The sequence below is a fragment of the Micromonospora sp. 067-2 genome, assembly GCF_046549295.1.
Classification (GTDB): domain Bacteria; phylum Actinomycetota; class Actinomycetes; order Mycobacteriales; family Micromonosporaceae; genus Micromonospora.
This window is the reverse complement of the sequence record NZ_JAJPWB010000013.1, coordinates 36,246-61,642: the sequence shown is the minus strand read 5'-3', so window position 1 is coordinate 61,642 and position 25,397 is coordinate 36,246. Positions and strand designations below refer to the sequence as shown.

Genomic DNA, 25,397 nt, shown 5'->3' with positions numbered 1-25,397 from the left:
GAAAGGCCACCTCGATGCTGCGGACCATGCTCAAGTCGAAGATCCACCGGGCCACCGTGACCCAGGCCGACCTGCACTATGTCGGTTCGGTGACGGTGGACGAGGATCTGCTCGACGCTGCCGACCTGCTCCCCGGCGAGCAGGTGGCGATCGTGGACATCACCAACGGTGCACGCCTGGAGACGTACGTCATTCCGGGCCAGCGGGGCAGCGGTGTGATCGGCATCAACGGGGCCGCCGCGCACCTGGTGCACCCCGGTGACCTGGTCATCCTGATCTCGTACGGGCAGATGGACGACGCCGAGGCCCGCTCGTACCGGCCTCGGGTGGTGCACGTGGACGCCGACAACCGGGTGGTCGAGCTGGGTGCCGACCCGGCCGCGGCGGCACCGGGCACGGCCGGTGACCCGGTGCCCAGCCCGCTGGCCGTGGCGGCCGTCTGACCCCGACGCGTTCCGATTCCGGTCTGTCACTGGAAGGTCATTTCCGGTTACCCTTGTTGCGCCGTCGGAAGCTGGTCGGTGCCTGGGGGAGGCCGCATGCGCCGTGCGATGACGACTCTGCTCGCCACTGCCGTCACGGCAGTCCTGCTGGCCGGCTGCGCCGGGGCCGGCGGTCTGGACGGTGACCTGACCGACGACTGGGCGGCCCTACCGCCAGCCGCGGCGTTCACCCCGGCCGCCGGCGTGTGTCAGGCCGCCGACTTCACCGACGTCGTCACCCTGGCCAGCTACCAGCCCACGGACTGCGTCGGCCCGCACCGGGTGGAGACCGTGCACGTGGGGTCGTTTCCGGTCGAGCGGGCCGCCGCCCCGGCCGGCGGTTCCGCCGAGCTGCGTGGGGCGTTCGCCGAGTGCGACACCCGCACCACCGGGTACGTGGGCGATGACTGGCGGGCCGGTCGGCTGCGGTTGTCGGTGGCCCTGCCCTCGGGGGCGGGCTGGACGGCCGGTTCCCGCTGGTACCGATGCGATCTCAGCGAGCTGACCACCGTCGAGGCGGCGGCCACCGTGGTGGTCCGCTCGGGCAGTCTGCGGGACGCGTTGAAGGGTGCCTCCACGCTGCGGCTGGGCTGCCAGCAGACCCGTGCTGGAGCCGGCCGGGGCGCGCAGACGCTGGTCCCGGCGGAGTGCGGCGGCCGCCACGACGCGGAGTTCGTCGGGGTGTGGCGGGCGCCGGACACGCCGTACCCGACCCGGGACGCCGAGTGGGCACCGCTCTACACCGGCTGTCGGACGCTCCTCGGCCGGTATGTGGGCGTTCCGGACGACGCTGCCCTGCGGTTCCGCAGCGGCGTGCTGGTCCGCCCTCCCGGCGCGGGGCGTTGGCGGGTCGGCGACCGGGGGGTCCGCTGCTACCTGTGGCTGAGCGACCGTACGGTGACCGCCTCGCTGCGGGGTGCGGGCCCGGTGGGCCTGCCGGTTCGGACCAAGTGACCACGGTGCGCCGGTCGTCGCGGCAGGGCCGGTGTCGGACGGGGTAGCCCAAACCACTCGTCGCGCCCCCGCCGCCCCGGGCGAGGACGGTTCGGGTTGACTGGGGGGATGGACCTTCCGACCGTGGACCTGCCGGCCCTGCCTCCGTTGTTGGCCGCGCCAGCGCCCGGCTGGGTGGAGACGACCGACGTGATCGTGGTGGGCTCCGGGGTGGCCGGTTTGACCGCGGCGCTGCACCTGCGCGAGGCGGGGCTGCACGTCACGGTGGTCACCAAGGTCAACATTGACGACGGCTCGACCCGATGGGCGCAGGGCGGCATCGCCGCGGTGCTCGACCCGGCCGACACCCCGGCCGCCCACGCGTACGACACGGAGGTCGCCGGGGTCGGGCTCTGCGACCCGGCGGCGGTCCGGGTGCTGGTCGAGGAGGGGCCGACCCGGCTGCGCGAGCTGATGCGGGTCGGCGCCGAGTTCGATCGCAACCCGGACGGCTCACTGATGCTGACCCGGGAGGGTGGGCACCGGGCGGACCGGATCGTGCACGCCGGCGGGGATGCCACCGGCGCCGAGGTGCAGCGGGCGCTGCATGCCGCGGTGCGCCGCGATCCGTGGATCCGGCTGGTCGAGCACGCCCTGGTGCTGGACCTGCTGCGTGCCCCCGGGAACGGCCCGGACGGCCTCGGTCCGGCCTGCGGGATCACCCTGCACGTGCTCGGTGAGGGCAGCGAGGACGGTGTGGGGGCGCTGCTGGCCCGGGCGGTGGTGCTGGCCACCGGCGGGATGGGCCAGGTCTTCGCGGCCACCACCAACCCTGCGGTCTCCACCGGGGACGGGGTGGCTCTGGCGATGCGGGCCGGTGCGGCGGTGACCGATGTGGAGTTCGTTCAGTTCCATCCGACCGCCCTTATCACCCCGCCGGGCGCGGGAATGCCTGATGGCGGGCACGCGCAGCAGCCACTGGTCTCCGAGGCGCTGCGTGGCGAGGGCGCGTACCTGGTGGACGCGGACGGCAAGCGGTTCATGGTGGGCCAGCACGAGCTGGCCGAGCTGGCCCCGCGGGACGTGGTGGCCAAGGGCATCCACCGGGTGTTGCTGGCCAGCGGCGCGGACCACGTCTTCCTCGACGCCCGGCATCTGGGTGGGGGGTTCCTGGCCGGCCGGTTCCCGACGATCGTGGCGTCCTGCCTGGCGATCGGCGTGGACCCGGCCACCGACCTGATCCCGGTCGCCCCGGCCGCGCACTACGCCTCCGGCGGCGTCCGCACCGATCTGCGCGGCCGGACCTCGATCCCCGGCCTGTACGCCTGCGGTGAGGTCGCCTGCACGGGTGTGCACGGCGCGAACCGGCTGGCCAGCAACTCGCTGTTGGAGGGTCTGGTCTTCTCCCGGCGGATCGCCGACGACATCGCGGCCGGCCTGCCCGAGCAGGTCCAACCGGCCGACACGGGCGCCTGGCGGGGTGGTGCCGGTTGGTTGCTGCCGACCGGGGCGACGCCGGCCCTGCAACGCGCCATGACCCGGGGCGCCGGAGTGCTCCGCTCGGCGGCAACGCTGGCCGAGACGGCCGGGACGCTGACCGAGTTGGGTGCCGCCGGCGGCCGGCCGCGCACCGCGGACTGGGAGGCGACGAATCTGCTCACCGTGGCATCGACGCTGGTGGCGGCGGCCTACGCGCGCGGGGAGACCCGGGGCTGCCACTGGCGGGAGGACTTCCCGACGGCCGACGAACGGTGGCTGGGCCACCTGGTCGGGTCGATCGGGGCGCAGGGCAGGGTGACGCAGCAGTGGAAGGGGATGCAGTGAGCGCGAGGAGTGGGCCGGTGTCGCGAGCGGAGAAGCTTCTGGCGGAGTCGACGCAGGCCGCGTTGCAGGCAGCCGGACTGGACCCGGCTCAGGTGCGGCGGGTGATCGAGAACGCGTTGGTCGAGGACCTGGGGCCGGGCTTCCTGGACGTCACGAGTGTGGCCACCATTCCGGCGGAGCAGACCGACACCGCCGATCTGGTGGCTCGCGCGGACGGGGTGGTGGCCGGGACGGCCGTGGCCACCGCCGTGTTCGAGCTGGTGGGCGAGGTGTTCGGCGACCGTACCGTCGAGGTGTCGGTGCTGGCCCGCGACGGGGAGCGGGTGGCCCGCGGCGACGTGCTGCTCACGGTGACCGGGCCGACCCGGCTGCTGCTCACCGCCGAACGCACCGCGCTGAACCTGCTCTGCCGGATGTCCGGCGTGGCGACGCACACCCGTGCCTGGGCGGACGCGCTGGCCGGCACGAAGGCGATGGTGCTGGACACCCGCAAGACCACGCCGGGGCTGCGGGCGTTGGAGAAGTACGCGGTGCGGGCCGGCGGTGGCACCAACAAGCGGATGGGCCTCTACGACGTGGCCATGATCAAGGACAATCACAAGCTGGCGGCCGGGGGTATCACCGCGGCGTACCGGCGGGTCCGGGAGGCGTTTCCCGAGGTGCCGGTGCAGGTCGAGGTGACCGGCGTCGACGAGGCGGTCGAGGCCGTGGAGGCCGGTGCGGCCTTCCTGCTCTGCGACAACATGACGCCGGAGGCGTTGGCCGAGGCGGTGGCCGCCGTGGGTGACCGGGCGGAGCTGGAGGCGACCGGCGGTCTGACCCTGGAGGTGGCCGCCAGGTACGCGGCCACAGGTGTCGACTTCCTCTCGGTGGGGGCGCTGACCCACTCGTCGCCCATCCTGGACATCGCCATGGACCTGCGGACGGAATGACAGGTGCTGCTGGCGGCCGGCCGGGCCTCAGACGGTGGTGAGTGAGGTGGCGGCCAGGTTGAAGATCACCCGGTTCTCGGTGTCCTGCCGACCGTCCAGGCCGTACTTGGCCCGGAAGAGCTCCAGCACCCGGTTGTAGATCTCGGGCGGCAGTTCGTCGGCCTCGCCGATGGCGAAGGTCTCGCCCTGGGTCTCGGGTCGGTCCAGGACGACGCTCAGCCCGGCCAGCCCGTGCCGGGCCACGTTGCGCACCAGGTCGGTGCCGGCGATGTACCAGTCGCCGTCGGAGCGGACGTAGAGCGCCTCGCAGCGCTCCAGGTCCCGATCGGCCTGGCGCAGGCAGAGCCGCAGGGTGAGGCACGCCGCAAGGTCCTCCAGCGGCGCCGTCTCCCACAACTCGGCGAACCTGTCGTCGACGAACTCGCCGAGCGGGGTGGAGACGAACGCCTCGATCTGCTGGGTGTCGAAGGTGCTGCCCTGCACCGGAAAGAACGAGATGAACGCCTTGCCGTCCCAGCGGTACATCTGCACCGAGGGGGCGGCGCTGTAGACCCGGACCTGGAGCCGGGCCCGGGCCGACTCGGGCAGCTCCTCGCTGAGCCGGGCCAGATGCCACAGGTTGTTGAGGATGGCCACCGAGGCGTCCCGCCGGCGCAGTTCCTCGCCGCGCAGCCGGACCGCCGGTGAGTCCGGGTCGAGCAGCAGCACCTTGACGACGGCGCCGTTGGCCAACGCCGAGCGCAGCGCGGCCACGAACCGGGCCGCGTACGGGCCCTCCAACATGCTGGTCCAGGTCTCCAGGATGGCCACGATCTCGCGGCACTGGGCGACCCGTTCGATCAGCGCGTCCCGGTCCAGCCGGGGGTGCTCGATGATGCTGACCGTCTGGAGCTCGCGGAAGAGCGGGTTGAGCACCACGTAGGTCAGTAACGTCATGATCAGCGCGGCGCCGATGTTGAGGTAGAGGTCGCCGGCGAAGCTGCCTGCCTCCCGGAGGGACGCCCGCCAGGCCTGCACGATCATCCAGATGGCGCCGCCGGCCAGCGCGACCAGCACCAGCACGTGTCGCCGACGCCGGCGCAGGGTGTTGCGGCCCCGCATCCACCACGTCCCCGACATGTCCGCTCCCCGTCCGGCCGCGCCGTGGATTGATCCATGCTCATGTCGCGATACGACAAGGATACGGTCCGCGGCCCGGTCCGCACCCGCCCGGACGGCCGTTGTCTAGGCTGCGTGCGTGCTGCTCTGCATCGACATCGGAAACACCAACACCGTGCTGGCGACCTTCGACGGCGACAAGCTGGTGCACTCCTGGCGGGTCAAGACCGACGCCCGTTCGACCGCGGACGAGCTGGGTCTGATGTTCCGGGGCCTGCTCGCCGGGGACAACGTCGACATCACCGGGGTGGCCGCCTGCTCCACGGTGCCGGCCGCGCTGCGCTCGCTGCGCACCATGCTCGACCGTTACTACGCCGACCTGCCGAGCGTGATCGTCGAGCCCGGGGTGCGGACCGGGGTGCAGTTGGCGATCGACAACCCGAAGGAGGTGGGCGCCGACCGGGTGGTGAACACCCTGGCCGCGTACACCCTCTACGGCGGCCCGTCGATCGTGGTGGACTTCGGCACCACCACCAACTTCGACGTCATCAGCGGTCGGGGCGAGTTCCTCGGTGGGGCGTTCGCGCCGGGCATCGAGATCTCCTTCGACGCGCTGGCCGCCCGCGCCGCCCAACTGCGCAAGGTCGAGGCCACCAAGCCCCGTTCGGTGATCGGCAAGAACACCGTGGAGTGCCTCCAGTCCGGCCTGTACTTCGGCTTCGCCGGCCAGGTCGACCGGATCGTCGAGCGGATGACCGAGGAACTGGGCGCCGTGAAGGCCGTGATCGCCACCGGCGGCCTCGCCTCGCTGGTCATCAACGAGTGCCGCAGCATCACCCACCACGAGCCGATGATCACCCTGATCGGTCTGCGGATGGTCTACGAGCGCAACCTCTGATCCTCGGCGCGCCACCACCACCCGTCAGCGCCGTTCGGCCGCGGCCCGGCCGGAGGAGGGGGCACGAGTGTGATCGACCATGGCGGGCAGGTTATCCGGTAACGGCCCCCTGGGCGCTTGAGTACGCTCGGGCCTGACCCCCTGTAACTCCGTGACGAGGAAGCGTGCCGTGACCGAGCAGAACGCCGTGCCAGTGGACCCCGCCGACGACCTTCCCGAGCAGATGAAGGTCCGCCGGGAGAAGCGGGACCGGATGCTCGCCGACGGCGTCGAACCGTACCCGGTGGGATTTCCCCGCACGGCCACCCTCGCGGAGGTGCGGGCGCGCTACGCCGACCTGCCCACCGACACCGCCACCGGCGACCAGGCCGCGGTCACCGGTCGGGTGATCTTCGTGCGCAACACCGGCAAGCTCTGCTTCGCGACCCTGCGCGACGGCGACGGCACCGAGTTGCAGGCGATGCTCTCCCTGGACAGGGTCGGCGCGGAGCGCCTGGAGGACTGGAAGCGCCTGGTCGACCTCGGTGACCACGTCGGCGTCGCCGGTGAGGTGATCACCAGCCGTCGGGGTGAGCTGTCCGTGCTGGCCGGGCGGTGGGAGATGACCGCCAAGGCGCTGCGGCCGCTGCCGGTGGCCCACAAGCCGCTCTCCGAGGAGGCCCGGGTCCGCCAGCGCTACGTGGACCTGATCGTCCGGCCGCAGGCCCGGCAGATGGTCCGTACCCGGGCCGCGGCGGTGCGCAGTCTGCGTGATTCGTTGCACGGGCAGGGCTTCATCGAGGTGGAAACCCCGATGCTGCAGCTGTTGCACGGCGGCGCGGCGGCCCGGCCGTTCGTGACTCACAGCAATGCGCTGAGCACCGATCTGTATCTGCGAATCGCACCGGAACTGTTTCTCAAGCGCGCGGTGGTTGGCGGGGTCGACCGCGTCTTCGAGATCAACCGCAACTTCCGTAATGAGGGCGTCGACTCGTCGCACTCGCCGGAGTTCGCGATGCTGGAGACGTACCAGACGTATGGCGACTACAACACGATGGCCGAGTTGACCCGCAATCTCGTACAACAGGCGGCGGTCGCGGTCAGCGGCTCGACGGTGGTGACCCACGCCGACGGGCAGGAGTTCGACCTGGGCGGCGAGTGGCGGTCGGTGACCCTGTTCGGGGTGCTTTCCGAGGCGCTCGGTGAGGAGGTCACGGTCCGCACCGAACGGCCGCGCCTGATCGAGTACGCGGACAAGGTGGGATTGGCCGTGGACCCGAAGTGGGGCACGGGCAAGCTGGCCGAGGAACTGTTCGAGGAACTGGTCGTTCCCGGCCTGCAGGCCCCCACCTTCGTCCGGGACTACCCGGAGGAGACCAGCCCTCTGACCCGGGCGCACCGCAGCGAGCCGGGGCTGGCCGAGAAGTGGGACCTGTACGTGCTCGGCTTCGAGCTGGGCACGGCGTACTCCGAGCTGGTCGACCCGGTGGTGCAGCGGGAACGCCTGCTGGCCCAGGCGCAGCTCGCCGCTCGTGGCGACGACGAGGCGATGCGTCTCGACGAGGACTTTCTCCGGTCGATGGAGTACGGAATGCCGCCATCGGGCGGTATGGGAATGGGAATCGACCGGCTGTTGATGGCGCTGACCGGGCTCGGAATTCGGGAAACGATCCTCTTCCCGTTGGTCCGCCCGGAGTAGTCTCGGCGGGCTCCTGCCGGGCTGAAACCGCATCCTATTGACGGGGCATGCAGCGCGGGGGTTATTGTGCTCTCGTTAAGCAGGAGCACCCTGCTCGAAAGGAATGTGGGACGTGGCCAAGCAGATCATTCACAAGCTGGTCGATGACCTGGACGGCGGGGACGCTGACGAGACTGTCAAGTTCGCCCTCGACGGCGTTCAGTACGAGATCGACCTGTCGAGTTCCAACGCCGCGAAATTGCGCGATGCTTTTGCGTCGTACGTGGCCTCCGGGACCAGGGTGGGCCGTGGTGGTGTGGTGATCGGTGGGCGTGCCGCTCGCGGTCGGGGCGGCGCGACCGCCGATCGGGAGCAGAACAAGGCCATCCGGGACTGGGCCAAGAAGGCCGGCAAGGACATCTCCGACCGGGGACGTATCCCGCAGGAGATCGTCGACGAGTTCCACGCGAAGCGCTGACTCTGTCAGTTTCTGGTGGCCCACTGCCACCGCTGGGCGACACCGACGCCGGGCCGGAGCCTCTCCGGGCCGGCGTCGCCGTATCCGGACGGCGCCGCATCCCGGCGGGAAGCATTGCCGCCCGCCCGACGTTGTCCACAACCAGTGGAGCAGCTGTCCACAACCTGTGGACAACGTTCCTCAGGGACTGTCGCGGTGTCCATCGCCGGCGCCGGTACCCCTCGCGGAGCCCCTCAGGGTGGGCAGCGGGCGTCCGTCGCGTCGGATGCGATTTCGCTCTGCGCGTAGCGACAGGGCTACCGGAACACCTCCTGAGCGCGGACGGTTGTGCAAAACGACGTGGAACCGACCCGCACCGGAGACACACGACCTCAGCTGAGTCGGTCAGCGACGATAGAGTAAGGAGGCACGGACGCCCGTCCCGGACGTTCGTGCACCGGCCCCGCCGAGATCTAGACCATCAAGGCGCACGGCACGTGAGGAGCACGAGGGCATGTTCGAGCGGTTCACCGACCGAGCGCGACGGGTTGTCGTCCTGGCCCAAGAAGAGGCCCGGATGCTCAACCACAACTACATCGGTACGGAACACATCCTGCTGGGCCTGATCCATGAGGGTGAGGGCGTCGCGGCGAAGGCTCTGGAGAGTCTTGGTATTTCTCTGGAGGGTGTTCGTCAGCAGGTCGAGGAGATCATCGGCCAGGGTCAGCAGGCGCCGAGCGGGCACATTCCGTTCACGCCGCGGGCCAAGAAGGTGCTGGAGCTGTCGCTGCGTGAGGCGTTGCAGCTCGGCCACAACTACATCGGCACGGAGCACATCCTGCTCGGTTTGATCCGTGAGGGTGAGGGCGTCGCCGCCCAGGTGCTGGTGAAGCTCGGCGCGGACCTGAACCGGGTCCGCCAGCAGGTGATCCAGTTGCTGTCGGGCTACCAGGGTAAGGAGCCGGCCGCTGCCGGTGCCGCGCCGGGTGAGGCCGCGCCGTCGACCAGCCTGGTGTTGGACCAGTTCGGTCGTAACCTGACCCAGGCCGCCCGTGAGGGCAAGCTCGACCCGGTGATCGGGCGGGAGAAGGAAATCGAGCGGGTCATGCAGGTGCTGTCCCGCCGGACGAAGAACAACCCGGTCCTGATCGGTGAGCCCGGGGTCGGTAAGACCGCCGTGGTGGAGGGCCTCTCCCAGAAGATCATCAAGGGTGAGGTGCCCGAGACGCTGAAGGACAAGCAGCTCTACACGCTTGACCTCGGTGCGCTGGTCGCTGGTTCACGTTACCGCGGTGACTTCGAGGAGCGCTTGAAGAAGGTGCTCAAGGAGATCCGTACCCGCGGCGACATCATCTTGTTCATCGATGAGATCCACACCCTGGTGGGTGCGGGTGCCGCCGAGGGTGCGATCGACGCGGCGAGCATCCTCAAGCCGATGCTGGCCCGCGGTGAGCTGCAGACCATCGGCGCCACGACGCTGGATGAGTACCGCAAGCACCTGGAGAAGGACGCCGCGCTCGAGCGCCGGTTCCAGCCGATCCAGGTGGGTGAGCCGTCCCTGGCGCACACCATCGAGATCCTCAAGGGCCTGCGTGACCGTTACGAGGCGCACCACCGGGTGAGCATCACCGACGCTGCCCTGGTGGCTGCCGCGACTCTGGCCGACAGGTACATTTCCGACCGTTTCCTGCCGGACAAGGCGATCGACCTGATCGATGAGGCTGGCGCGCGGATGCGGATCCGTCGGATGACCGCGCCGCCAGATCTGCGGGACTTCGACGAGCGCATCGCGCAGGTGCGTCGTGACAAGGAGTCCGCGATCGACGCTCAGGACTTCGAGCGCGCCGCCCAGCTGCGGGACAAGGAGAAGCAGCTCCTTGGTCAGAAGGCGCAGCGGGAGAAGGAGTGGAAGGCCGGTGACCTGGACGTCGTCAGTGAGGTCGACGACGAGCAGATCGCCGAGGTGCTCGGTAACTGGACGGGTATCCCGGTCTACAAGTTGACCGAGGAGGAGACTTCGCGTCTGCTGCGTATGGAGGACGAGCTGCACAAGCGCGTCATCGGCCAGGAGGATGCGGTCAAGGCGGTCTCGAAGGCGATCCGGCGTACCCGGGCCGGTCTGAAGGACCCGAAGCGCCCGTCGGGGTCGTTTATCTTCGCCGGCCCGTCGGGTGTGGGTAAGACCGAGCTGTCCAAGGCTTTGGCGGAGTTCCTGTTCGGCAGTGAGGATGCGCTCATCCAGCTGGACATGTCCGAGTTCCACGACCGTTACACGGTCTCCCGGCTGGTGGGTGCCCCTCCCGGCTACGTCGGTTATGACGAGGGTGGGCAGCTGACCGAGAAGGTGCGCCGTCGGCCGTTCTCGGTGGTGCTGTTCGACGAGATCGAGAAGGCCCACCCGGATGTGTTCAACACGCTCCTGCAGATCCTCGAGGACGGTCGGCTCACCGACGGTCAGGGTCGGATCGTGGACTTCAAGAACACGGTCATCATCCTGACGACCAACCTGGGTACCCGCGATGTGGCCAAGGCGGTGTCGCTGGGCTTCCAGCAGTCGGAGGACTCCGAGTCGACCTACGACCGGATGAAGCAGAAGGTCAACGACGAGCTCAAGCAGCACTTCCGGCCTGAGTTCCTCAACCGGATCGACGACACCATCGTCTTCCACCAGCTGCGGCAGAACGAGATCCTCTCGATCGTGGACATCATGATCCAGCGGATCGAGGGTCAGCTACGTAACAAGGACATGGGTCTGGAGCTGACCGACAACGCCAAGAAGTACCTGGCGCTCAAGGGCTTCGACCCGGTCCTCGGCGCCCGTCCGCTGCGTCGCACGATCCAACGCGACATCGAGGACAACCTCTCCGAGCGGATCCTGTTCAACGAACTGACCCCGGGTCAGATCGTGGTGGTGGACTGCGAAGGCGACCCCAACGACATCGACAAGTCCAAGCTCGTCTTCCGGGGCGCGGACAAGCCGGTCGAGGTTCCGGACGCCGTGCCGGCCGACCTGGGCGGCACCGCCGCCGCGGGCGCCGACGAGTAGCACAACCGATAGCAGGGGGCGGGGCCCCGGTGGCGCAGGCCACCGGGGCCCCGCCTTGTCGTCGCCAACCTCCCCCGCCCGTCGTGCGACGGCTTGCACCCTCGGCGGTCGTCGTTCCGCCCCGGATCCGTTCTGGGCTGCGCGAGCCTCACCTGGTAGCGGTCACTGTCTTTGGCCTGATGCCTGTGAGGCATAAAAATGCCTCACAGGCATCACGCTCGTTGCCGACCTCGCACCAGCCCGCGTCGGTGGCGTGAGCGGCTCGCTGAAAGGCATACGCCGGCAGGCCGCACCGCGCCCCCCGTGGCTGGCGGGGCGCGCCGAATGGCTCCGTGCGGGTCAGGTGGTGAGGTCGGTGGTAGGCAGGGCGGGGCCGTCGCCGGCGAGGCGGAACGAGTCGTTGCCGACCGGTTCGACCAGGCCGTCCTGCACCAGGCCAGCCAGGGCGCGGGCGCGCTGCACGTCGTCGGTCCAGACCTGGTCCAGCCGCTGGTGCGGGACCGGCCCGGTCGACTCACGGAGCATTCCGAGCAGCAGGCCGCGCACCTGCCGGTCGGTGCCCGCGTACCGCTGGGGGCGCCGGGTGGGTCCGGCCGGTGCCTCCTGCCCGGAGGCCCGCCACGCGCAGACCGACTCGACCGGACAGGCTGTGCAGCGTGGCGACCGGGCCGTGCAGATCACCGCACCCAGCTCCATGAACGCCGCGCTGGCGAGTGCGGCGGCGGCCGGCTCCACCGGCAGGAGCTCCTCGGTGGCGACCAGGTCGGCGGGCCGGGTCACCGGGCCGGCGTCCGACTCGCCGGCCACCGCCCGGCAGACCACCCGGCGTACGTTCGTGTCCACCACCGGGTGTCGCTGGCCGTACGCGAACGCGGCCACCGCCCGCGCCGTGTACGTGCCCACGCCCGGCAGCGCCAGTAGCTGCTCCAGTCGGTCCGGAACCTGGCCGCCGTGCCGGTCCACGATCGCCACCGCGCACTCCCGCAGCCGGACAGCCCGGCGGGGGTAGCCGAGGCGTCCCCACATCCGGATAGCCTCGGCTGGGCTGTCCGCCGCCAGCGTCGCCGGGTCCGGCCAGCGGGCCAACCACGCCTGCCAGGCGGGTACGACCCGGACCACCGGCGTCTGCTGGAGCATGACCTCGCTGACCAGGATGGCCCACGGGCTGACGTCGGGGTCGCGCCATGGCAGGGCACGCGCGTTCTGCTGGTACCACCGGCTGACCATGGTGGCGAAATCGGGTTGAGTCATCGCGTCGTCGATGATGTCACGTGGCATTCCCGCTGGATGGGCGGCTCGGGCGGGGTGGCAGGGCGGTAGCGGGCGGATCGGGGAGAATGCCCGGATGAACGAGCTCGCGATCACCGTCATCGGTCGGGACCGGCCGGGCATCGTGGCTGACGTCGCGGAGGTGCTGGCCCGACTGGGCGCGAACCTCACCGACAGCACGATGACGAGGCTGCGGGGGCACTTCGCGATGACCCTCATCTGCACCGGCCCGGCCGCCGCCGAGGTCGAGGCCGCGCTGGTGCCGCTGGCCGCCGAGGGGCAGCTGTTGGCGACGGTACGCGCGGTCACCCCGGACGGCGAGGTGCCTCCGGTGGGCGAGCCGTACGTGCTGGCGGTGCACGGATCGGACCGGATGGGCATCGTGGCGGCGATGACCCGGGTGTTGGTGGACGCCGGCGGGAACGTCACCGACCTGAGCACCCGGCTGGCCGGCTCGCTCTACGTGGTGCTGGCCGAGGTCGAGTTGCCGGCCGGTGTCGCCGACACGGTGATCGACCGGCTGCACCGGACGGCCACGGAGCTGGGCGTCGAGGTCACCCTTCGGCCGGCGGACCCGGACCTGCTGTGACGGGCGGGCGGAGCGGGGCGGAGACCGGTCGGGGCGCCGACACGTACGCCGGCCTGGGTGACTGGACACCGGAGTCGCTGGCCTTGCCGGGTGAGGTGCGGCCGGTGGTGTCGGCCCCGCATGCGGTGCTGAGCCGGGCTGGCGACGAGGTCGACCCGACCGCCGGTGAGACGGTACGCCTGGCGGCCGACCTGGTCGCCACGATGCGCGTCTCGCCCGGCTGCGTCGGCCTGGCCGCACCGCAGATCGGTGTGGGTGCCCGGGTCTTCGCGGTGGATGTCACGGGGCATCCGAAGGCGATCACCGTGCACGGCGCCTTCGTGCTCTGCAATGCCCGGGTCGTCGAGGCGACGCGGTGGAAGCCGGGCCGGGAGGGGTGCATGTCGGTGCCGGACCTGACCGGGGACGTGAAGCGCGCCAGCCGGCTGGTGGTGGAGGGTGACCTGCCGGGGACCGGGGAGCCGGTGCGGCTGGTGACCGACGGCTTCGAGGCGCGGGCGTTGCAGCACGAGATCGACCACTGCGCCGGGCTGCTCTTCCTGGACCGGGTGGCCGGCGCGCACGCCGTCTACCAGCGAAAGGTCTACCTCTGAACGGGCGTGCGGCGATCAACCAAACCGTCCTCAAGGGACGTTCGGTGGGTCGAGCTGGTGGTGCTCCGGCGCGTCGCGTCGGGTTGGTGGGGGCTGCGCCGCTACGGTGGGGGGCATCATGCGTCTGACGGTCGGCCCCCTGCCACCCGCCGTGTACTGGCGGCGTCGCGTCGTCGTACTCGGAGCGGGGCTTCTCTTCCTGATTGTCCTGCTCTATTCGTGCACCGGCTCGGGCCGTTCCGAGGATCGGCCGCAGGCAGGGCCGACTCCGACATCCGCCGCGACCTCGGGTCCCGCCGGCCCGGTGTTGACGCCGCAGAGCGGGGCTCCTCCGGCGTCCCGGTCAGCCGATCCGGCTGGGGGCGACCCGAGCCCCGAGATCACCAGCAACGCTCCGCCGCCGGGGGCGGCCGCCGGGTCGGTGGACGACGGCACCTGCACCGACGCGGAGATCAGCGTGATCTCGGTGGCGCAGCCCACCTCGGTGCAGCGCGGAGCGGTCGTCGACCTCGAGCTCAAGATCAAAAACACCGCGGACCGGACGTGCAGCCGGAACGTGGGCGCCGACCTCCAGGAAATCTTCATCAAGTCCGGCGCGGAGAAGATCTGGTCGTCGGACACCTGCGGCAAGGTCCAGGGATCGGACGTGCAGTCCTTCACCCCGAACTTCGAGCGCTCCTACCAGGTCGGCTGGAACGGGCGGGACACCACCCGGTGCGACACCAACGGCTTGGCCGCGGGGCCGTTCCCGCCGGCCGGGACGTACCAGGTGTTCGCCAGGGTCGGTACCAAGCTGAGCGCTCCGGCGAAGATCACCATCACCGGCTGAACCGTCACCGACCGACCCGTCACCGACCGCCATCGCCGGCCGAGCCATTCGCCGGCCGAGTCGGGTCAGACGTACCGCTCGAGGATGGATGCCTCGGCGAGCCGGGACAGCCCCTCGCGGACGCCACGGGCGCGGGCGTCGCCGACCCCCTCGACGGCCTGCAGGTCCTCCACCGTGGCGCCCAGCAGCCGCTGGAGGCTGCCGAAGTGCACCACCAGACGGTCGACCACCGCCACCGGCAGCCGGGGCACCTTGGCCAGCAGCCGGAAGCCCCGCGGGCTGACCGCGGCGTCCAGGGCGTCCGTTGCGGCGGGGTAACCGATGGCCTTGGCCACCGACACGAGGTCGATCAGCTCGGTGGCGCCGAGCAGATCCAGCTCGACCAGCGCCTCGTCCAGGGTGCGGGACCTGCGGCCGACCGGGAGGTAGTCCCGGATGACCAGCGTCCGGTCGGCGTCCACGCCGGCCATCAGCTCGTCCAGCTGTAGGGCGAGCAGCCGGCCGTCGGTGCCCAACTCGACCACGTAACCGGCGATCTCGTCGGCGATCCGGCGGACCATCTCCAGTCGCTGCACCACCGCCACCGCGTCCCGCACGGTGACGAGATCCTCGATCTCCAGGGCGGAGAGCGTGCCGGAGACCTCGTCCAGCCGGAGCTTGTAGCGCTCCAGGGTGGCCAGCGCCTGGTTGGCGCGGGACAGGATGGCCGCCGAGTCGTCGAGCACGTGCCGCTGGCCGTTGACGTAGAGGCTGATGATCCGCATCGACTGGCTGACCGAGATGACCGGGTAGCCGGTCTGCCGGCCCACCCGCTCGGCGGTGCGGTGCCGGGTGCCGGACTCCTCCGTCGGGATGGACGGGTCGGGCATCAGGTGCACCGCCGCCCGGACGATCCGGGTGCCGTCGCTGGAGAGCACCACGGCGCCGTCCATCTTGCACAGCTCGCGAACCCGCGTGGCGGAGAACTCCACGTCGAGTGGGAAGCCGCCGGTGCACAGACCCTCGACGACCTTGTCGTAACCGAGCACGATGAGCGCGCCGGTGCGGCCGCGCAGAATGCGCTCCAACCCGTCGCGCAGAGCGGTGCCGGGTGCCATCAGGGCAAGGTTGGCCCGCAGCGGATCGCCGGCGCTCCCGGCGGTCCCCGCCGTCACGCTCACGCTGATCGGGCGGGCAGGCGAGCCCACGCCGCCGGTGCGGGCGTGCGGCGGCGCGCCGGCTGGCTTGGTGGTTTCGCGGTCGATCGGCACGGGCACAGTCTACGGACTGCCGTGCGGTGGGTGCTGTCGTGGTTACTGTGATGTGTCACGATGCCGCCCTTCCAACCGTTTCCCCGCCCGGGGCGGGCTGTCCGGTATCGCCGTTCCCGTCGGCACGGCGCGTCACTCGGCGGACGCGCGGGCCGCATGGTGCAGCGCCGAACGGACGTCGGTGACCTCGGTCACCCGCATCTGCTCAGGGCCGGCACCGGTGCTGGACGGGCCGCTACCGGGCGGGACCAGGGCCACCTTGAACCCCAGCCGGGCCGCCTCGGCCAACCGGCGTGGCACCGCGCCGACCCGGCGCACCTCGCCGGTGAGGCCCACCTCGCCGATCGCCACCAGGTGCGGCGCGATGGCCAGGTTGAGCCCGCCGGAGGCGACCGCCAACGCGACCGCCAGGTCGGCGGCCGGCTCCACGACCCGGATGCCGCCCACGGTGGCCGCGAAGACCTCCCGGTCGTGCAGGGTCAGCCGCTCGGTGCGGCGTTGCAGCACCGCCAGCACCATCGCCAGCCGGGCCGAGTCGAGGCCGGAGACCGTGCGCCGGGGCGAGCCGGCCACCGTCGCGCCGATCAGTGCCTGCACCTCGGTGACCAGGGCCCGGCGTCCCTCCATCGCGACGGTCACGCAGGTGCCCGGCACCGGCTCCGCGTAGCGGGTGAGGAACAGCCCGGACGGGTCGGCCAGGCTGCTGATGCCGCCCTCGTGCATCTCGAAGCAGCCGACCTCGTCGGCAGCGCCGAAACGGTTCTTCACGCCGCGTACCAGCCGCAGCGAGGAGTGCTTGTCGCCCTCGAAGTGCAGCACCACGTCGACCAGGTGCTCCAGCACCCGGGGCCCGGCCACCTGGCCGTCCTTGGTGACGTGCCCGACCAGCACGGTGGCGATGCCCCGCTCCTTGGCGACCGAGACCAGCGCGGAGGTGACCGCGCGCACCTGGGTCACGCCACCGGGCACCCCCTCGGTGCCGGTGGTCGAGATGGTCTGGACCGAGTCGAGCACCAGCAGGCCGGGCTTGACCGCGTCCAGGTGCCCCAGCACCGCCGCGAGGTCGCTCTCGGCAGCGAGGTAGAGCTGCTCGTGCAGGGTGCCCATCCGTTCGGCGCGCAGCCGCACCTGACTGACCGACTCTTCCCCGCTGACCACGAGCGAGGGGCTGCCGGAGCCGGCGGCCCACTGCTGCGCCACGTCCAGCAGCAGGGTCGACTTGCCCACACCGGGCTCGCCGGCGAGCAGCACCACCGCGCCCGGCACAAGGCCGCCGCCGAGCACCCGGTCGAGCTCGCTCACCCCGGTGGGCCGGGCACGGGCCGGCGCGGCGCTGATGGTGGCGATCGGTCGGGCCGGCTCGGCCGGCAGTCGGGAGCTGACCACCCGACCCGACACGGTCGGGCCGGTCACGGTGCTCTCGACCACCGCACCCCACTCGCCGCATTCCGGGCAACGCCCCACCCACTTGGGCGGCTGGTGGCCGCAGGCGTCGCACTCGTAGGCCGGACGCGGCTCGCGAGCGGCGGACCGCCCGCGGGCACCACTGGCCGTGCCGCCGCGCGGAGCGGCCGATCGGGAGGTGGTCACATCAGGACGCTAGTCCTCGCGTACGACGAAAACACCCCGGCGTGGTGGTCACCACGCCGGGGTGTTCGTCGATGCCGGGGTCTGGTCAGCCGTGGCTGGTGCCGCCCTCTTCCTGGCCCTCGTGGCCGCCCTCACGCTCGATGATCGGCGAGGGGGGTGCCGCGGGGGTGAGCGGCACCGCGACCGGCGCCGAGCCGGTCACCGTGTTGCCGTTGCCGAAGTCGAAGGTCAGGACGACGTTCTGACCGGAACGCACCGCCTCGGTCAGGCCGAGCAGCCGGAGCTGCGAGGTGGCCTCGGAGTTGAGCTGGAGGTAGCTCAGCGGGGCCAACTCGATCCGGGCCGGCTGGCCCGGTCGTGAGGGGCTGGCCGAGCCCGACGCCCGCGCCGACTCCGGGGCGGACGGGGTGGCCGAGGACGACCCGGTCTCGGACGGGGTCGCCGACGGGCTGGCCGATTCCGACCCGGAGACCGACGGGCTGGCCGAACCGGACGCGGACGGGGTGGCGGAGGCCGACTCGGAGACCGACGGCGACGGGCTCGCCGAGCCGTCGCTGATCACCACCTCACGGGCGCTCTCGCTGGTGACGGTGACCGTCACCGTGTCCTTCGAGTCGTTGTAGATCACGGCGTTGAGCGGGGCGTCCTGCCCGGCCCGGTAACCCTCGACGCCCGGGTACTCGACCAGCAGGCCGCGTACCGCGAAGACGCCGTTGCCGGCGGAGAGGTTGACGCCCTGGACCGACGGCGCCTTCTTGGCGGTCTCGGCGATCTGGCCGGCGCCGCACCCGGACGCCAGCAGGCTGGTCGCCGCCGCAATCCCGGACAGCAGCAGGGCCGCCCGCCGGGATCCCCTGATCGAGCGCGTCACGTCGGTCCTCCTCGTCACGATCCCCACCCGGCCGCACGCCGGGCACGGTGGCCATACCCGCGCAGACCGCGCTCCAGGGTAGTTGGGGCTGATCGAGGCCCGCACGCGGACCCGGCAATGCCACCGTCCCGGGTGCCGGTCAGACCACCCGACCGCTCGCCACCAGCAGGACCACGTCGATGAGGGCCACCAGCAGCACCGCGCGGAACGCCGCCACCGGCCGTCCGCCGTCCCGGACCGCCGAGCGCCCGGCGTACCAGCTCAGGGGTGGCACCACGGCGGCCGTGCCGACCGCCGCCAGACCGACCGCCGACGGCGGCCCGGGCGGCCCGAGGACCAGGGCCGCGGTCGCCGCGAGGAGCAGCCCGGCGGCGGCCATCCGGCTGCCGGTCGCGCCCATCCGGTGGGGTAGGCCGCGTACCCCGGTGCGTGCGTCGTCGGCCAGGTCGGGGAGGACGTTGGCGAAGTGCGCGCCGGCACCCAGGCAGGCGCCCGCCACCAGCAGCCAGCCTGGCGGGCTCGGCTCGCCGGGCAGCGCCAGGACCACGAAGGCGGGTAGCGCGGCGAAGGAGACCGCGTACGGCAGCACCGAGAAGGCGGTGGCCTTGAGCGGCCAGTCGTAGAGCAGCGCGGAGATCAGGGCGACGGTGAGCCAGAACGCGGCCACGGGGTTCGTGGTCAGCGCCAGCAGCGGACAGGCGACCGCGGCCACCGTCGCGGCCCAGGCCGTGGTGCGCCGGCCGACCGCGCCGGCGGCGACCGGTTTGTCGGTACGCCCCACAGTGGCGTCCCGCTCGGCGTCCAGCGCGTCGTTGGTCCAGCCCACGGCGAGTTGGCTGGCCAGCACGGCGAGCACCACGGAGATGATTCCGGACGGCCGGTGCCCCACGCCCCAGGCCAGCAGACCGGCCACCGTGGTCACCGCCACGCCCGGTTCCGGATGGCTCGCCCTGACCAGCCCTAACACCCTCGACGACATAAGGGAAGTCTGGTCGTTACCGAGCAGTCGTGCCACGCTCAGAGCCATGCGAGACGTGGCTGCGGCCGCGGCGCCGACCGGTCCCCGGGTGCTGCCGCGCAACGATCCGCGCCAGTACGACGACCTGGCCGGGGAGTGGTGGCGGCCGGATGGCGCGTTCGCGATGCTGCACTGGCTGGCCGAGGCCCGGGCGGCGATGGTGCCGCCGGCCACCCACCCCGACGCGCTCCTGGTCGACCTGGGCTGCGGTGCCGGGCTGCTCGCGCCACATCTGGCGGGCAAGGGATATCGGCATGTCGGGGTCGACCTGACCTGCTCGGCGCTGGTGCAGGCCGCCGAGCACGGTGTGCGCGTGCTGCAGGCCGACGTCACGGCGATCCCGCTTGCCGACGGCTGCGCCGACGTGGTCTCCGCCGGCGAGCTGCTGGAGCACGTGCCGGACTGGCCACGCGCGGTGGCCGAGGCGTGTCGGCTGCTGCGACCGGGCGGCCTCCTGGTGCTGGACACGCTGAACGACACGGCGCTGGCGCGCCTGGTCGCGGTACGGATCGCCGAGCGTCTGCCGACGGTGCCCCGCAACATCCACGACCCACACATGTTCGTGGATGATCGCGCGCTGGTGGCCGAGTGTGCCCGGCACGGTGTCGACCTGCGGCTGCGCGGCATCCGCCCCGAGGTCGGTGCCCTGGTGGCCTGGCTGCTGCGACGGGCGCGCGCGTCCCGGGCGCCGGGCGCGGCTGCCGCCGGCCGTGTCCCGCGGATGGTGCCGACCCGGTCCACCGCCGTGTTGTACCAGGGCCTGGGGGTCCGCAGAGGATAGTCGGGCCGTGACCGGGGTAAGGGACGCCGAGGAGGGAGCGATATGACGGTGCATGCGCTTGAGGCGGCCCGCCGGTTGGCGCCGCGGTTCGCCGCGCGAGCGGCGGCGCACGATCGGGACGGCTCCTTTCCGATCGAGGACTTTCGAGACCTGCGGGAGGCCGGCCTGTTCGGGCTGATGGTGCCCCGGGCTTTGGGTGGGCTGGGCGCCAGCTTCGCCGAGTACACCGCCGTGGCTACCGAACTTGCCCGGGGCAACGGCGCCACCGCCCTGGTGTTCAACATGCACGCCTCGGTGACCGGCGCGCTGGGTGCGGTGACCGAGGAGTTGGCCGAGGCTCTGGGCGTGCCGGACGAGGCGCTGGCCGCCCGGGACCGGCTGCTCACCGCGGCGGCGCGGGGCTCCTGGTACGCGGTCGCGATGAGCGAGCGCGGCGCCGGTGCCCGGCTCTCCCAGCTGAGCACGGTCTACGAGGCGACCGACGGGGGTTGGCGCCTCAAGGGCAGCAAGACCTTCTGCTCGGGGGCCGGGCACGCCGACGGCTACCTGGTGGCCGCGCGCAGTTCCGCCGACCAGTCGACGGTCTCCCAGTTCCTGGTGCCGGCCGGCCCGGACGGGCTGACCGTCGAGCCGACCTGGGACGCGCTCGGCATGCGCGCCACCTCCTCACACGACCTGCACCTGGACGTCGAGGTGCCGGCCGACCGGCTGCTCGGCGGGGTCGAGGGGCTGGCTCTGGTGGTCGCCCAGTTGATGCCGCACTGGCTGGTGGCCAGCTACGCGGCCGTCTACGTCGGGGTGGCGCGGGCGGCGATCGACGCGGCGGCCGAGCATCTCAACGCCCGAAACCTGGCTGGTCTGCCAGCGGTGCGGGCCCGGCTGGGGCGGGCGGACGCGGCGACGGCCGCAGCCCACCTGGCGGTGGCCGAGGCGGCCCGGAGGGTGGACGAGTCACCGGGTGACGCGGAGACCAATCGCTGGGTGTGGCGGGCGAAGTTGTTGGCCGGAACCACGGCCGCCGAGGTCGCGGCGTCGATGCTGGAGGCCGCGGGCACCTCGGCGACACGGCGCGGCCACCCGTTGGAGCGGCTCTACCGGGATGCCCGCTGCGGCTCACTGCATCCGGCCACCTCGGACGTCTGCGCCGACTGGCTCGGCATCGCCGCGCTCGGCGGAGACCCGGATCGCGACGGATCGGCCCCGCGTTGGTGAGCGCCAGTGGTTCGACCGCCGCGGGGGATTGGCCGGCCGAGGTGGCCGGTGGGACGGCCCGGGGGAGGACAGCGTCGGACGAGAGGTGGGGATCGTGCCCGTACCAGTGATCGCGGGGCTCGGGGCGGCGCAACCGCCGTCCGCCCTTCAGGACGAGTTGTGGGAGGGCTTCTTCTCCCGGCACTTCTCCGGCACCACCCGGTCGTTGGCCCAGCGGATCTTCGCGAACTCGGGGGTGACGCGGCGGCAGGCCGCCGTCAATCCTCTGCTCGAGGACGTCTCGGACTGGCCGACCGAACGACGGATGCGCCGCTACCAGGTGGAGGCGTTGCCGCTGGGTAAGGAGGCGATCGGCCGCGCGTTGACCGCGGCCGGGTTGGGTGCCGGCGACGTCGGCCTGTTCATCGTCTGTTCCTGCACCGGGTACGCCACCCCTGGGCTGGACATCCTGCTCGCCCGGGATCTCGGCATGGCCCCGGACACCCAGCGGATGTTCGTCGGCCACATGGGTTGTTACGCGGCGCTGCCCGGGCTGGGTGCGGCGAGTGACTTCGTCACCGCACGGGGTCGTCCCGCGCTGCTGCTCTGCGCGGAGCTGACCAGCCTGCACATCCAGCCCTCCAGTGCCCGGGTGGACACACAGCAGATCGTCTCGCACGCGCTCTTCTCCGACGCCGCGGTCGCCGCCGTGGTGGTGCCGGGCGGGCCGGGGTACGCGCTGCGCGAGGTCACCTCGGTCACCGACACCTCCACCGCGGATCACATGACCTGGGACGTCACCGACACCGGCTTCCGCATGGGGCTGTCGCCGAAGGTGCCGCAGGTGCTCTCCCGGCACGTCCGTGGGCTTGTCGACGACCTGCTCGCTCGGCACGGCACCACGCGCTCCGAGGTGGACGGTTGGGCGGTGCACCCTGGCGGGCCGCGGATCCTCAACGTGGTCGAGCGGGAGTTGGCCCTGCCGCCGCAGGCGCTGGCGGCGTCCCGGGCGACGCTCGACGAGCACGGCAACTGCTCCTCGCCGACCGTGCTGCTGATCGTGGACCGGCTGAGCCGCGCCACCTCAGCACCTCGACGGATCGTCATGCTGGCGTTCGGGCCCGGCCTGACCCTGTACGCGGCCCTGCTCGATCGACAGGGCTGAGCGACCGGCGGCCCGGCCGGTACGCTCGCCAGCATGGACACGGCGGACGACCGGCTGCGGTCGGCGGTTCTGGTCGGGGTGACCCTGGCCGTGGTGGCGGTGGGCGGTTGGTGGTGGTGGGCCGCCGCGCCCGTCCCGACGGCCGGGTCGGCGGGTCCGCCGACGGCTGAACCGAGCGTCAGCACCGAAACGGAAGGTGCCCTGGCCTCGGGCGTGCCCGACGCTCGGGTGATGATGCGGCTGGACGACGTGACGGGCGACGCCGTCAGGGCGGTGGTCGACCCGGCGACGGGCGCGATCACCGACATCCAGGGTGATCCGTCGATGCTCTTCCCCGCGGGTGACCTGCCGTTGTTCCACCAGACGATCTGGCGGGAACAGCGGGAACTCACCCCCGGTCAGGGGGTGACCAGGCAGTCCACCAGTGCCAATGACGGCGCACGCTACCTGCTCCAATACCGGTGCACCCGGCCCGGCACGTTGGCGGTGACGAGCACCGGGGCCGAGATCACCGGCCCGCCGCGCATCGATTGCGACGGCACGATCGCCTCCGCCGAGGTGATGCCCGGTAGCGGGCCGTTCCGGGTGTCCCTGTCGGCCATCGGTGGTCAGCCCATCGACGTCCAGGCGCAGCTCGTCGCGCTGCCCCGCTAGGTCGGGTCACGCCGGTCAGGCGCCGAGAGCGGTCAGGTCCGCCCGGTACGCGTCGATCGGCCCCAGCTCGGGCAGCACCCGGGTCACCACGCCGGCGCGGTCGACGAGCAGTGCGGTCGCGCTGCCGGGTCGGGCCGGTTGGCCCACGAACGAGCGCAGCCCGCCGGCGGGGTCGGCCAGCGCGCGTACGTCTCGTCCGGCCGGAGGCAGGGCCGTCACCGTGCGCCCTCCGGTGACGGTGACCACGGCGACCCCGGCGGGCGCCGCGGCCGCCGCGTCGGCGACGAGGTCGGGGCAGGTGCAGCCATCCACCAGGATGATCATGGCGGGGAGCAGGCCGCGCAGGGGCACCGGCGCCTGGCCGGTGTCGACCAGGTCGAGTGCGGGCAGCGGGCGACCGGTGACGGCAGCGGGTGGCGAGTAGGGCGCCGGGGTCGGGCGGTCGGCGCCGCGGTTGGCGCGCGGCCAGGTGATCGCGAGCAGGCCGATTACCGTGGTGAGCAGCGCCACCAGCAGGACCAGCAGCGGCAGCGCCAGGGCGCGGAGGCCGTCACCGGGCTGGCCGGCGGCCCGGCGCAGCTCACGACGGATCTGGGCGGCCTCGGCGGCGAGCGCGGATGCGTCGTCGGGGACCACCACCCGACCCCACTCGGGCGGCAGGTCGGGCAGCCCGTCGGACGGCCCCTGGCCCTCTGCGTCTGGTCTGCCCATCGGACCCCCTGACAGCGTCTCGGGAGTGGCACGCGGTGTTGCGTCCAGCCTCCCGCACCGGGGGCACCTCCCGCTACACCTGGGCGCAGTCCCGCCGGGCGGGATACCATGAGGTGAGCGCATAGCCCTTGATCTCGACGTTCTGTTCACCCGTGCCAGGAAGTCATCCGTGCGTCACGGAGCGTGTTCGAACCATTGGTTTGACCGCCTGTCAAGCTGAAGCAAGACCTCTCACAGGGCCCCTGAGCTGCGCCAACAGTCAGGACATCGGTGAGACATCGGTGCCTGACCGTGTTACCCTAGACACAGCGAAAGGGGTTTCGAACCTATGGTTTTCAGTGTCGGCGAGACCGTTGTTTACCCCCACCACGGGGCCGCACTCATCGAGGCAATCGAGACTCGGGTCATCAAGGGCGAGCCCAAGCAATACCTCGTCCTGAGGGTCGCGCAGGGTGACCTGACGGTCCGGGTGCCGGCCGAGAACGCCGAGATCGTGGGTGTGCGTGAGGTGGTCGGCGAAGAAGGCCTCGGCCTGGTCTTCGACGTTCTCCGGGCTCCGCACACCGAGGAGCCGACCAACTGGTCGCGGCGTTACAAGGCCAACCTGGAAAAGCTGGCCTCCGGCAACCCGCTGAAGGTCGCCGAGGTCGTGCGTGACCTGTGGCGCCGGGAGCGGGAGCGGGGCCTCTCCGCGGGCGAGAAGCGGATGCTCGCCAAGGCCCGCGACATTCTCGTCGGCGAGGTCGCGCTGGCGGAGAAGAGCACCAAGGACGAGGCGGAGATGCTGCTCGACAAGGTGCTCACCGAGGCCTAGTCGTCGTCCCACTTCGTAGCGAAGAAACCACCGAGGACCGTGACGTGACCGCGCAGCTCAATCCGCGCGGTGACGTCGCGGTCCTCGTTCCTGCGGCGGGTGCCGGTGTACGACTCGGGCCCGGCCGACCCAAGGCGCTGCGCCTGCTCGCCGGCGAACCGCTGCTGGTGCACGCCGTGCGGAGGCTGGCCGCGGCGCCCTCGGTGCACACGATCGTGGTGGCCGCGCCGGCAACCGAGGTCACCACCGTGCGCGAACTGCTCGCTCCGGTGGCGCCGGTGACGGTGGTGCCCGGCGGCGCGGAGCGGCAGGCGTCGGTGGCCGCCGCGCTCGCCGCGGTGCCAGATGGCCCGTCGATCATCCTGGTGCACGACGCCGCCCGTGCGCTGACCCCGCCCGAGCTCGTCGAATCCGTCGCCGCGGCGGTCCGTGACGGGCTGGACGCCGTGATCCCGGTGCTGCCGATCGTCGACACGATCAAGGAGGTCGGCGCCGGCGAGGTGGTCCTCGGCACCGTCGACCGATCCGCCCTGCGCGCGGTGCAGACCCCGCAGGGGTTCCGTCGGTCCGTGCTCACCGCCGCACACGCCGCAGCCGGTGACCCGTTGACCGACGATGCCGGTCTGGTCGAGAAGCAGGGTGTCACGGTCGGGTGCGTGCCCGGATCGGAGTACGCGCTGAAGATCACCCGCCCGTTCGACCTGGCGCTGGCGGAGCACCTACTGACCGCCGCCGGCTGACGCGT

Annotated in this window: 24 protein-coding genes; 17 read left to right on the top strand and 7 right to left on the bottom strand. The window is 71.7% G+C overall.

What is annotated here, in order from left to right:
- Positions 1-14: 14 nt before the first annotated feature.
- The 4 genes from panD (at position 15) to nadC (ending at position 4,171) form a co-directional block, all read left to right on the top strand.
- Positions 15-443 (top strand): aspartate 1-decarboxylase, encoded by a 429-nt coding sequence (panD, locus tag ACLJN9_RS28090; RefSeq protein ID WP_410814635.1) that lies wholly within the window; start codon positions 15-17, stop codon positions 441-443.
- Positions 444-539: 96 nt separating this feature from the next.
- Positions 540-1,436, top strand: coding sequence for a septum formation family protein (locus ACLJN9_RS28085; protein ID WP_410814634.1), 897 nt, complete (start codon positions 540-542; stop codon positions 1,434-1,436).
- A 108-nt stretch (positions 1,437-1,544) separates the two neighbouring features.
- Entirely contained in the window at positions 1,545-3,239 is a 1,695-nt protein-coding gene (locus tag ACLJN9_RS28080; protein ID WP_410814633.1) for an L-aspartate oxidase, read from the top strand.
- 38 nt (positions 3,240-3,277) lie between these two features.
- Complete coding sequence (gene nadC, locus ACLJN9_RS28075) at positions 3,278-4,171, top strand: carboxylating nicotinate-nucleotide diphosphorylase (RefSeq protein WP_410814782.1); 894 nt, start codon at positions 3,278-3,280, stop codon at positions 4,169-4,171.
- Positions 4,172-4,198: 27 nt separating this feature from the next.
- Here nadC and ACLJN9_RS28070 read toward each other — a convergent pair whose 3' ends face one another.
- Positions 4,199-5,290 (bottom strand): hypothetical protein, encoded by a 1,092-nt coding sequence (locus ACLJN9_RS28070; RefSeq protein WP_410814632.1) that lies wholly within the window; start codon positions 5,288-5,290, stop codon positions 4,199-4,201.
- 118 nt (positions 5,291-5,408) lie between these two features.
- Here ACLJN9_RS28070 and ACLJN9_RS28065 point away from each other — a divergent pair, with 118 nt between their 5' ends.
- The 4 genes from ACLJN9_RS28065 (at position 5,409) to ACLJN9_RS28050 (ending at position 11,327) form a co-directional block, all read left to right on the top strand.
- Positions 5,409-6,167, top strand: coding sequence for a type III pantothenate kinase (locus ACLJN9_RS28065; protein ID WP_410814631.1), 759 nt, complete (start codon positions 5,409-5,411; stop codon positions 6,165-6,167).
- Between the two features lie 169 nt (positions 6,168-6,336).
- Positions 6,337-7,845 carry a lysine--tRNA ligase gene (lysS, locus tag ACLJN9_RS28060; RefSeq protein ID WP_410814630.1) on the top strand — a complete coding sequence of 503 codons (1,509 nt, stop codon included), beginning with the start codon at positions 6,337-6,339 and terminating at the stop codon, positions 7,843-7,845.
- Positions 7,846-7,957: 112 nt separating this feature from the next.
- Positions 7,958-8,302: a histone-like nucleoid-structuring protein Lsr2 gene (locus tag ACLJN9_RS28055; protein ID WP_410814629.1), complete on the top strand. Its 345-nt coding sequence runs from the start codon at positions 7,958-7,960 to the stop codon at positions 8,300-8,302.
- Positions 8,303-8,795: 493 nt separating this feature from the next.
- Positions 8,796-11,327 carry an ATP-dependent Clp protease ATP-binding subunit gene (locus ACLJN9_RS28050; RefSeq protein WP_410814628.1) on the top strand — a complete coding sequence of 844 codons (2,532 nt, stop codon included), beginning with the start codon at positions 8,796-8,798 and terminating at the stop codon, positions 11,325-11,327.
- Positions 11,328-11,666: 339 nt separating this feature from the next.
- Here the strand turns inward: ACLJN9_RS28050 and ACLJN9_RS28045 are convergent, their stop codons facing one another.
- Positions 11,667-12,578, bottom strand: coding sequence for an A/G-specific adenine glycosylase (locus ACLJN9_RS28045; protein WP_410814627.1), 912 nt, complete (start codon positions 12,576-12,578; stop codon positions 11,667-11,669).
- Between the two features lie 94 nt (positions 12,579-12,672).
- Here ACLJN9_RS28045 and ACLJN9_RS28040 point away from each other — a divergent pair, with 94 nt between their 5' ends.
- The 3 genes from ACLJN9_RS28040 to ACLJN9_RS28030 all read left to right on the top strand — a co-directional run bounded on the left by ACLJN9_RS28040 (position 12,673) and on the right by ACLJN9_RS28030 (position 14,607).
- Entirely contained in the window at positions 12,673-13,185 is a 513-nt protein-coding gene (locus tag ACLJN9_RS28040; protein ID WP_410814626.1) for a glycine cleavage system protein R, read from the top strand.
- The gene (locus tag ACLJN9_RS28035) at positions 13,182-13,778 is read left to right on the top strand and encodes a peptide deformylase (protein ID WP_410814625.1); all 597 of its coding nucleotides are present in this window, start codon (positions 13,182-13,184) and stop codon (positions 13,776-13,778) included. Before ACLJN9_RS28040 ends, ACLJN9_RS28035 begins: the two co-directional genes overlap by 4 nt.
- Before the next feature lie 118 nt (positions 13,779-13,896).
- On the top strand, positions 13,897-14,607 hold the full coding sequence (locus ACLJN9_RS28030) for a hypothetical protein (RefSeq protein ID WP_410814624.1): 711 nt from the start codon (positions 13,897-13,899) through the stop codon (positions 14,605-14,607).
- A 65-nt stretch (positions 14,608-14,672) separates the two neighbouring features.
- Here the strand turns inward: ACLJN9_RS28030 and disA are convergent, their stop codons facing one another.
- The 4 genes from disA to ACLJN9_RS28010 form a co-directional block, all read right to left on the bottom strand.
- Entirely contained in the window at positions 14,673-15,857 is a 1,185-nt protein-coding gene (disA, locus tag ACLJN9_RS28025; protein ID WP_410814623.1) for a DNA integrity scanning diadenylate cyclase DisA, read from the bottom strand.
- A 132-nt stretch (positions 15,858-15,989) separates the two neighbouring features.
- The gene (gene radA / locus ACLJN9_RS28020) at positions 15,990-17,447 is read right to left on the bottom strand and encodes a DNA repair protein RadA (RefSeq protein WP_410814622.1); all 1,458 of its coding nucleotides are present in this window, start codon (positions 17,445-17,447) and stop codon (positions 15,990-15,992) included.
- 85 nt (positions 17,448-17,532) lie between these two features.
- The gene (locus ACLJN9_RS28015; protein WP_410814621.1) at positions 17,533-18,318 is read right to left on the bottom strand and encodes a hypothetical protein; all 786 of its coding nucleotides are present in this window, start codon (positions 18,316-18,318) and stop codon (positions 17,533-17,535) included.
- Between the two features lie 139 nt (positions 18,319-18,457).
- A complete protein-coding gene (locus tag ACLJN9_RS28010) occupies positions 18,458-19,297 on the bottom strand; it encodes a UbiA family prenyltransferase (protein WP_410814620.1) in 840 nt (279 codons plus the stop codon).
- A 46-nt stretch (positions 19,298-19,343) separates the two neighbouring features.
- Here ACLJN9_RS28010 and ACLJN9_RS28005 point away from each other — a divergent pair, with 46 nt between their 5' ends.
- From ACLJN9_RS28005 to ACLJN9_RS27990, 4 genes are all read left to right on the top strand, one after another.
- Positions 19,344-20,117 (top strand): methyltransferase domain-containing protein, encoded by a 774-nt coding sequence (locus ACLJN9_RS28005; protein WP_410814619.1) that lies wholly within the window; start codon positions 19,344-19,346, stop codon positions 20,115-20,117.
- 42 nt (positions 20,118-20,159) lie between these two features.
- Complete coding sequence (locus ACLJN9_RS28000) at positions 20,160-21,329, top strand: acyl-CoA dehydrogenase family protein (RefSeq protein WP_410814618.1); 1,170 nt, start codon at positions 20,160-20,162, stop codon at positions 21,327-21,329.
- Between the two features lie 85 nt (positions 21,330-21,414).
- Positions 21,415-22,473 (top strand): type III polyketide synthase, encoded by a 1,059-nt coding sequence (locus tag ACLJN9_RS27995; RefSeq protein WP_410814617.1) that lies wholly within the window; start codon positions 21,415-21,417, stop codon positions 22,471-22,473.
- Between the two features lie 33 nt (positions 22,474-22,506).
- Entirely contained in the window at positions 22,507-23,127 is a 621-nt protein-coding gene (locus tag ACLJN9_RS27990; protein ID WP_410814616.1) for a hypothetical protein, read from the top strand.
- A gap of 15 nt (positions 23,128-23,142) precedes the next feature.
- Here the strand turns inward: ACLJN9_RS27990 and ACLJN9_RS27985 are convergent, their stop codons facing one another.
- Positions 23,143-23,838 (bottom strand): hypothetical protein, encoded by a 696-nt coding sequence (locus tag ACLJN9_RS27985; RefSeq protein ID WP_410814615.1) that lies wholly within the window; start codon positions 23,836-23,838, stop codon positions 23,143-23,145.
- A gap of 328 nt (positions 23,839-24,166) precedes the next feature.
- On the opposite strand from ACLJN9_RS27985, the gene ACLJN9_RS27980 reads away from it, so the two are divergent.
- Both ACLJN9_RS27980 and ispD read left to right on the top strand, forming a co-directional pair.
- On the top strand, positions 24,167-24,652 hold the full coding sequence (locus ACLJN9_RS27980) for a CarD family transcriptional regulator (protein ID WP_328421148.1): 486 nt from the start codon (positions 24,167-24,169) through the stop codon (positions 24,650-24,652).
- Positions 24,653-24,696: 44 nt separating this feature from the next.
- Positions 24,697-25,392, top strand: a complete 696-nt coding sequence (gene ispD, locus ACLJN9_RS27975; protein WP_410814614.1) for a 2-C-methyl-D-erythritol 4-phosphate cytidylyltransferase — start codon at positions 24,697-24,699, stop codon at positions 25,390-25,392.
- Positions 25,393-25,397: the final 5 nt, after the last annotated feature.

Excerpts from the sequence above, each read along its gene's own strand:
- panD (WP_410814635.1), top strand. The coding sequence starts at position 15 with ATGCTGCGGACCATGCTCAAGTCGAAGATCCACCGGGCCACCGTGACC.
- ACLJN9_RS28085 (WP_410814634.1), top strand. The coding sequence starts at position 540 with ATGCGCCGTGCGATGACGACTCTGCTCGCCACTGCCGTCACGGCAGTC.
- ACLJN9_RS28080 (WP_410814633.1), top strand. The coding sequence starts at position 1,545 with ATGGACCTTCCGACCGTGGACCTGCCGGCCCTGCCTCCGTTGTTGGCC.
- ACLJN9_RS28070 (WP_410814632.1), bottom strand. The coding sequence starts at position 5,290 with ATGTCGGGGACGTGGTGGATGCGGGGCCGCAACACCCTGCGCCGGCGT.
- ACLJN9_RS28050 (WP_410814628.1), top strand. The coding sequence starts at position 8,796 with ATGTTCGAGCGGTTCACCGACCGAGCGCGACGGGTTGTCGTCCTGGCC.
- ACLJN9_RS28045 (WP_410814627.1), bottom strand. The coding sequence starts at position 12,578 with ATGACTCAACCCGATTTCGCCACCATGGTCAGCCGGTGGTACCAGCAG.
- ACLJN9_RS28040 (WP_410814626.1), top strand. The coding sequence starts at position 12,673 with ATGAACGAGCTCGCGATCACCGTCATCGGTCGGGACCGGCCGGGCATC.
- ACLJN9_RS28030 (WP_410814624.1), top strand. The coding sequence starts at position 13,897 with ATGCGTCTGACGGTCGGCCCCCTGCCACCCGCCGTGTACTGGCGGCGT.
- ACLJN9_RS28010 (WP_410814620.1), bottom strand. The coding sequence starts at position 19,297 with ATGTCGTCGAGGGTGTTAGGGCTGGTCAGGGCGAGCCATCCGGAACCG.
- ACLJN9_RS28005 (WP_410814619.1), top strand. The coding sequence starts at position 19,344 with ATGCGAGACGTGGCTGCGGCCGCGGCGCCGACCGGTCCCCGGGTGCTG.
- ACLJN9_RS28000 (WP_410814618.1), top strand. The coding sequence starts at position 20,160 with ATGACGGTGCATGCGCTTGAGGCGGCCCGCCGGTTGGCGCCGCGGTTC.
- ACLJN9_RS27990 (WP_410814616.1), top strand. The coding sequence starts at position 22,507 with ATGGACACGGCGGACGACCGGCTGCGGTCGGCGGTTCTGGTCGGGGTG.
- ACLJN9_RS27985 (WP_410814615.1), bottom strand. The coding sequence starts at position 23,838 with ATGGGCAGACCAGACGCAGAGGGCCAGGGGCCGTCCGACGGGCTGCCC.
- ACLJN9_RS27980 (WP_328421148.1), top strand. The coding sequence starts at position 24,167 with ATGGTTTTCAGTGTCGGCGAGACCGTTGTTTACCCCCACCACGGGGCC.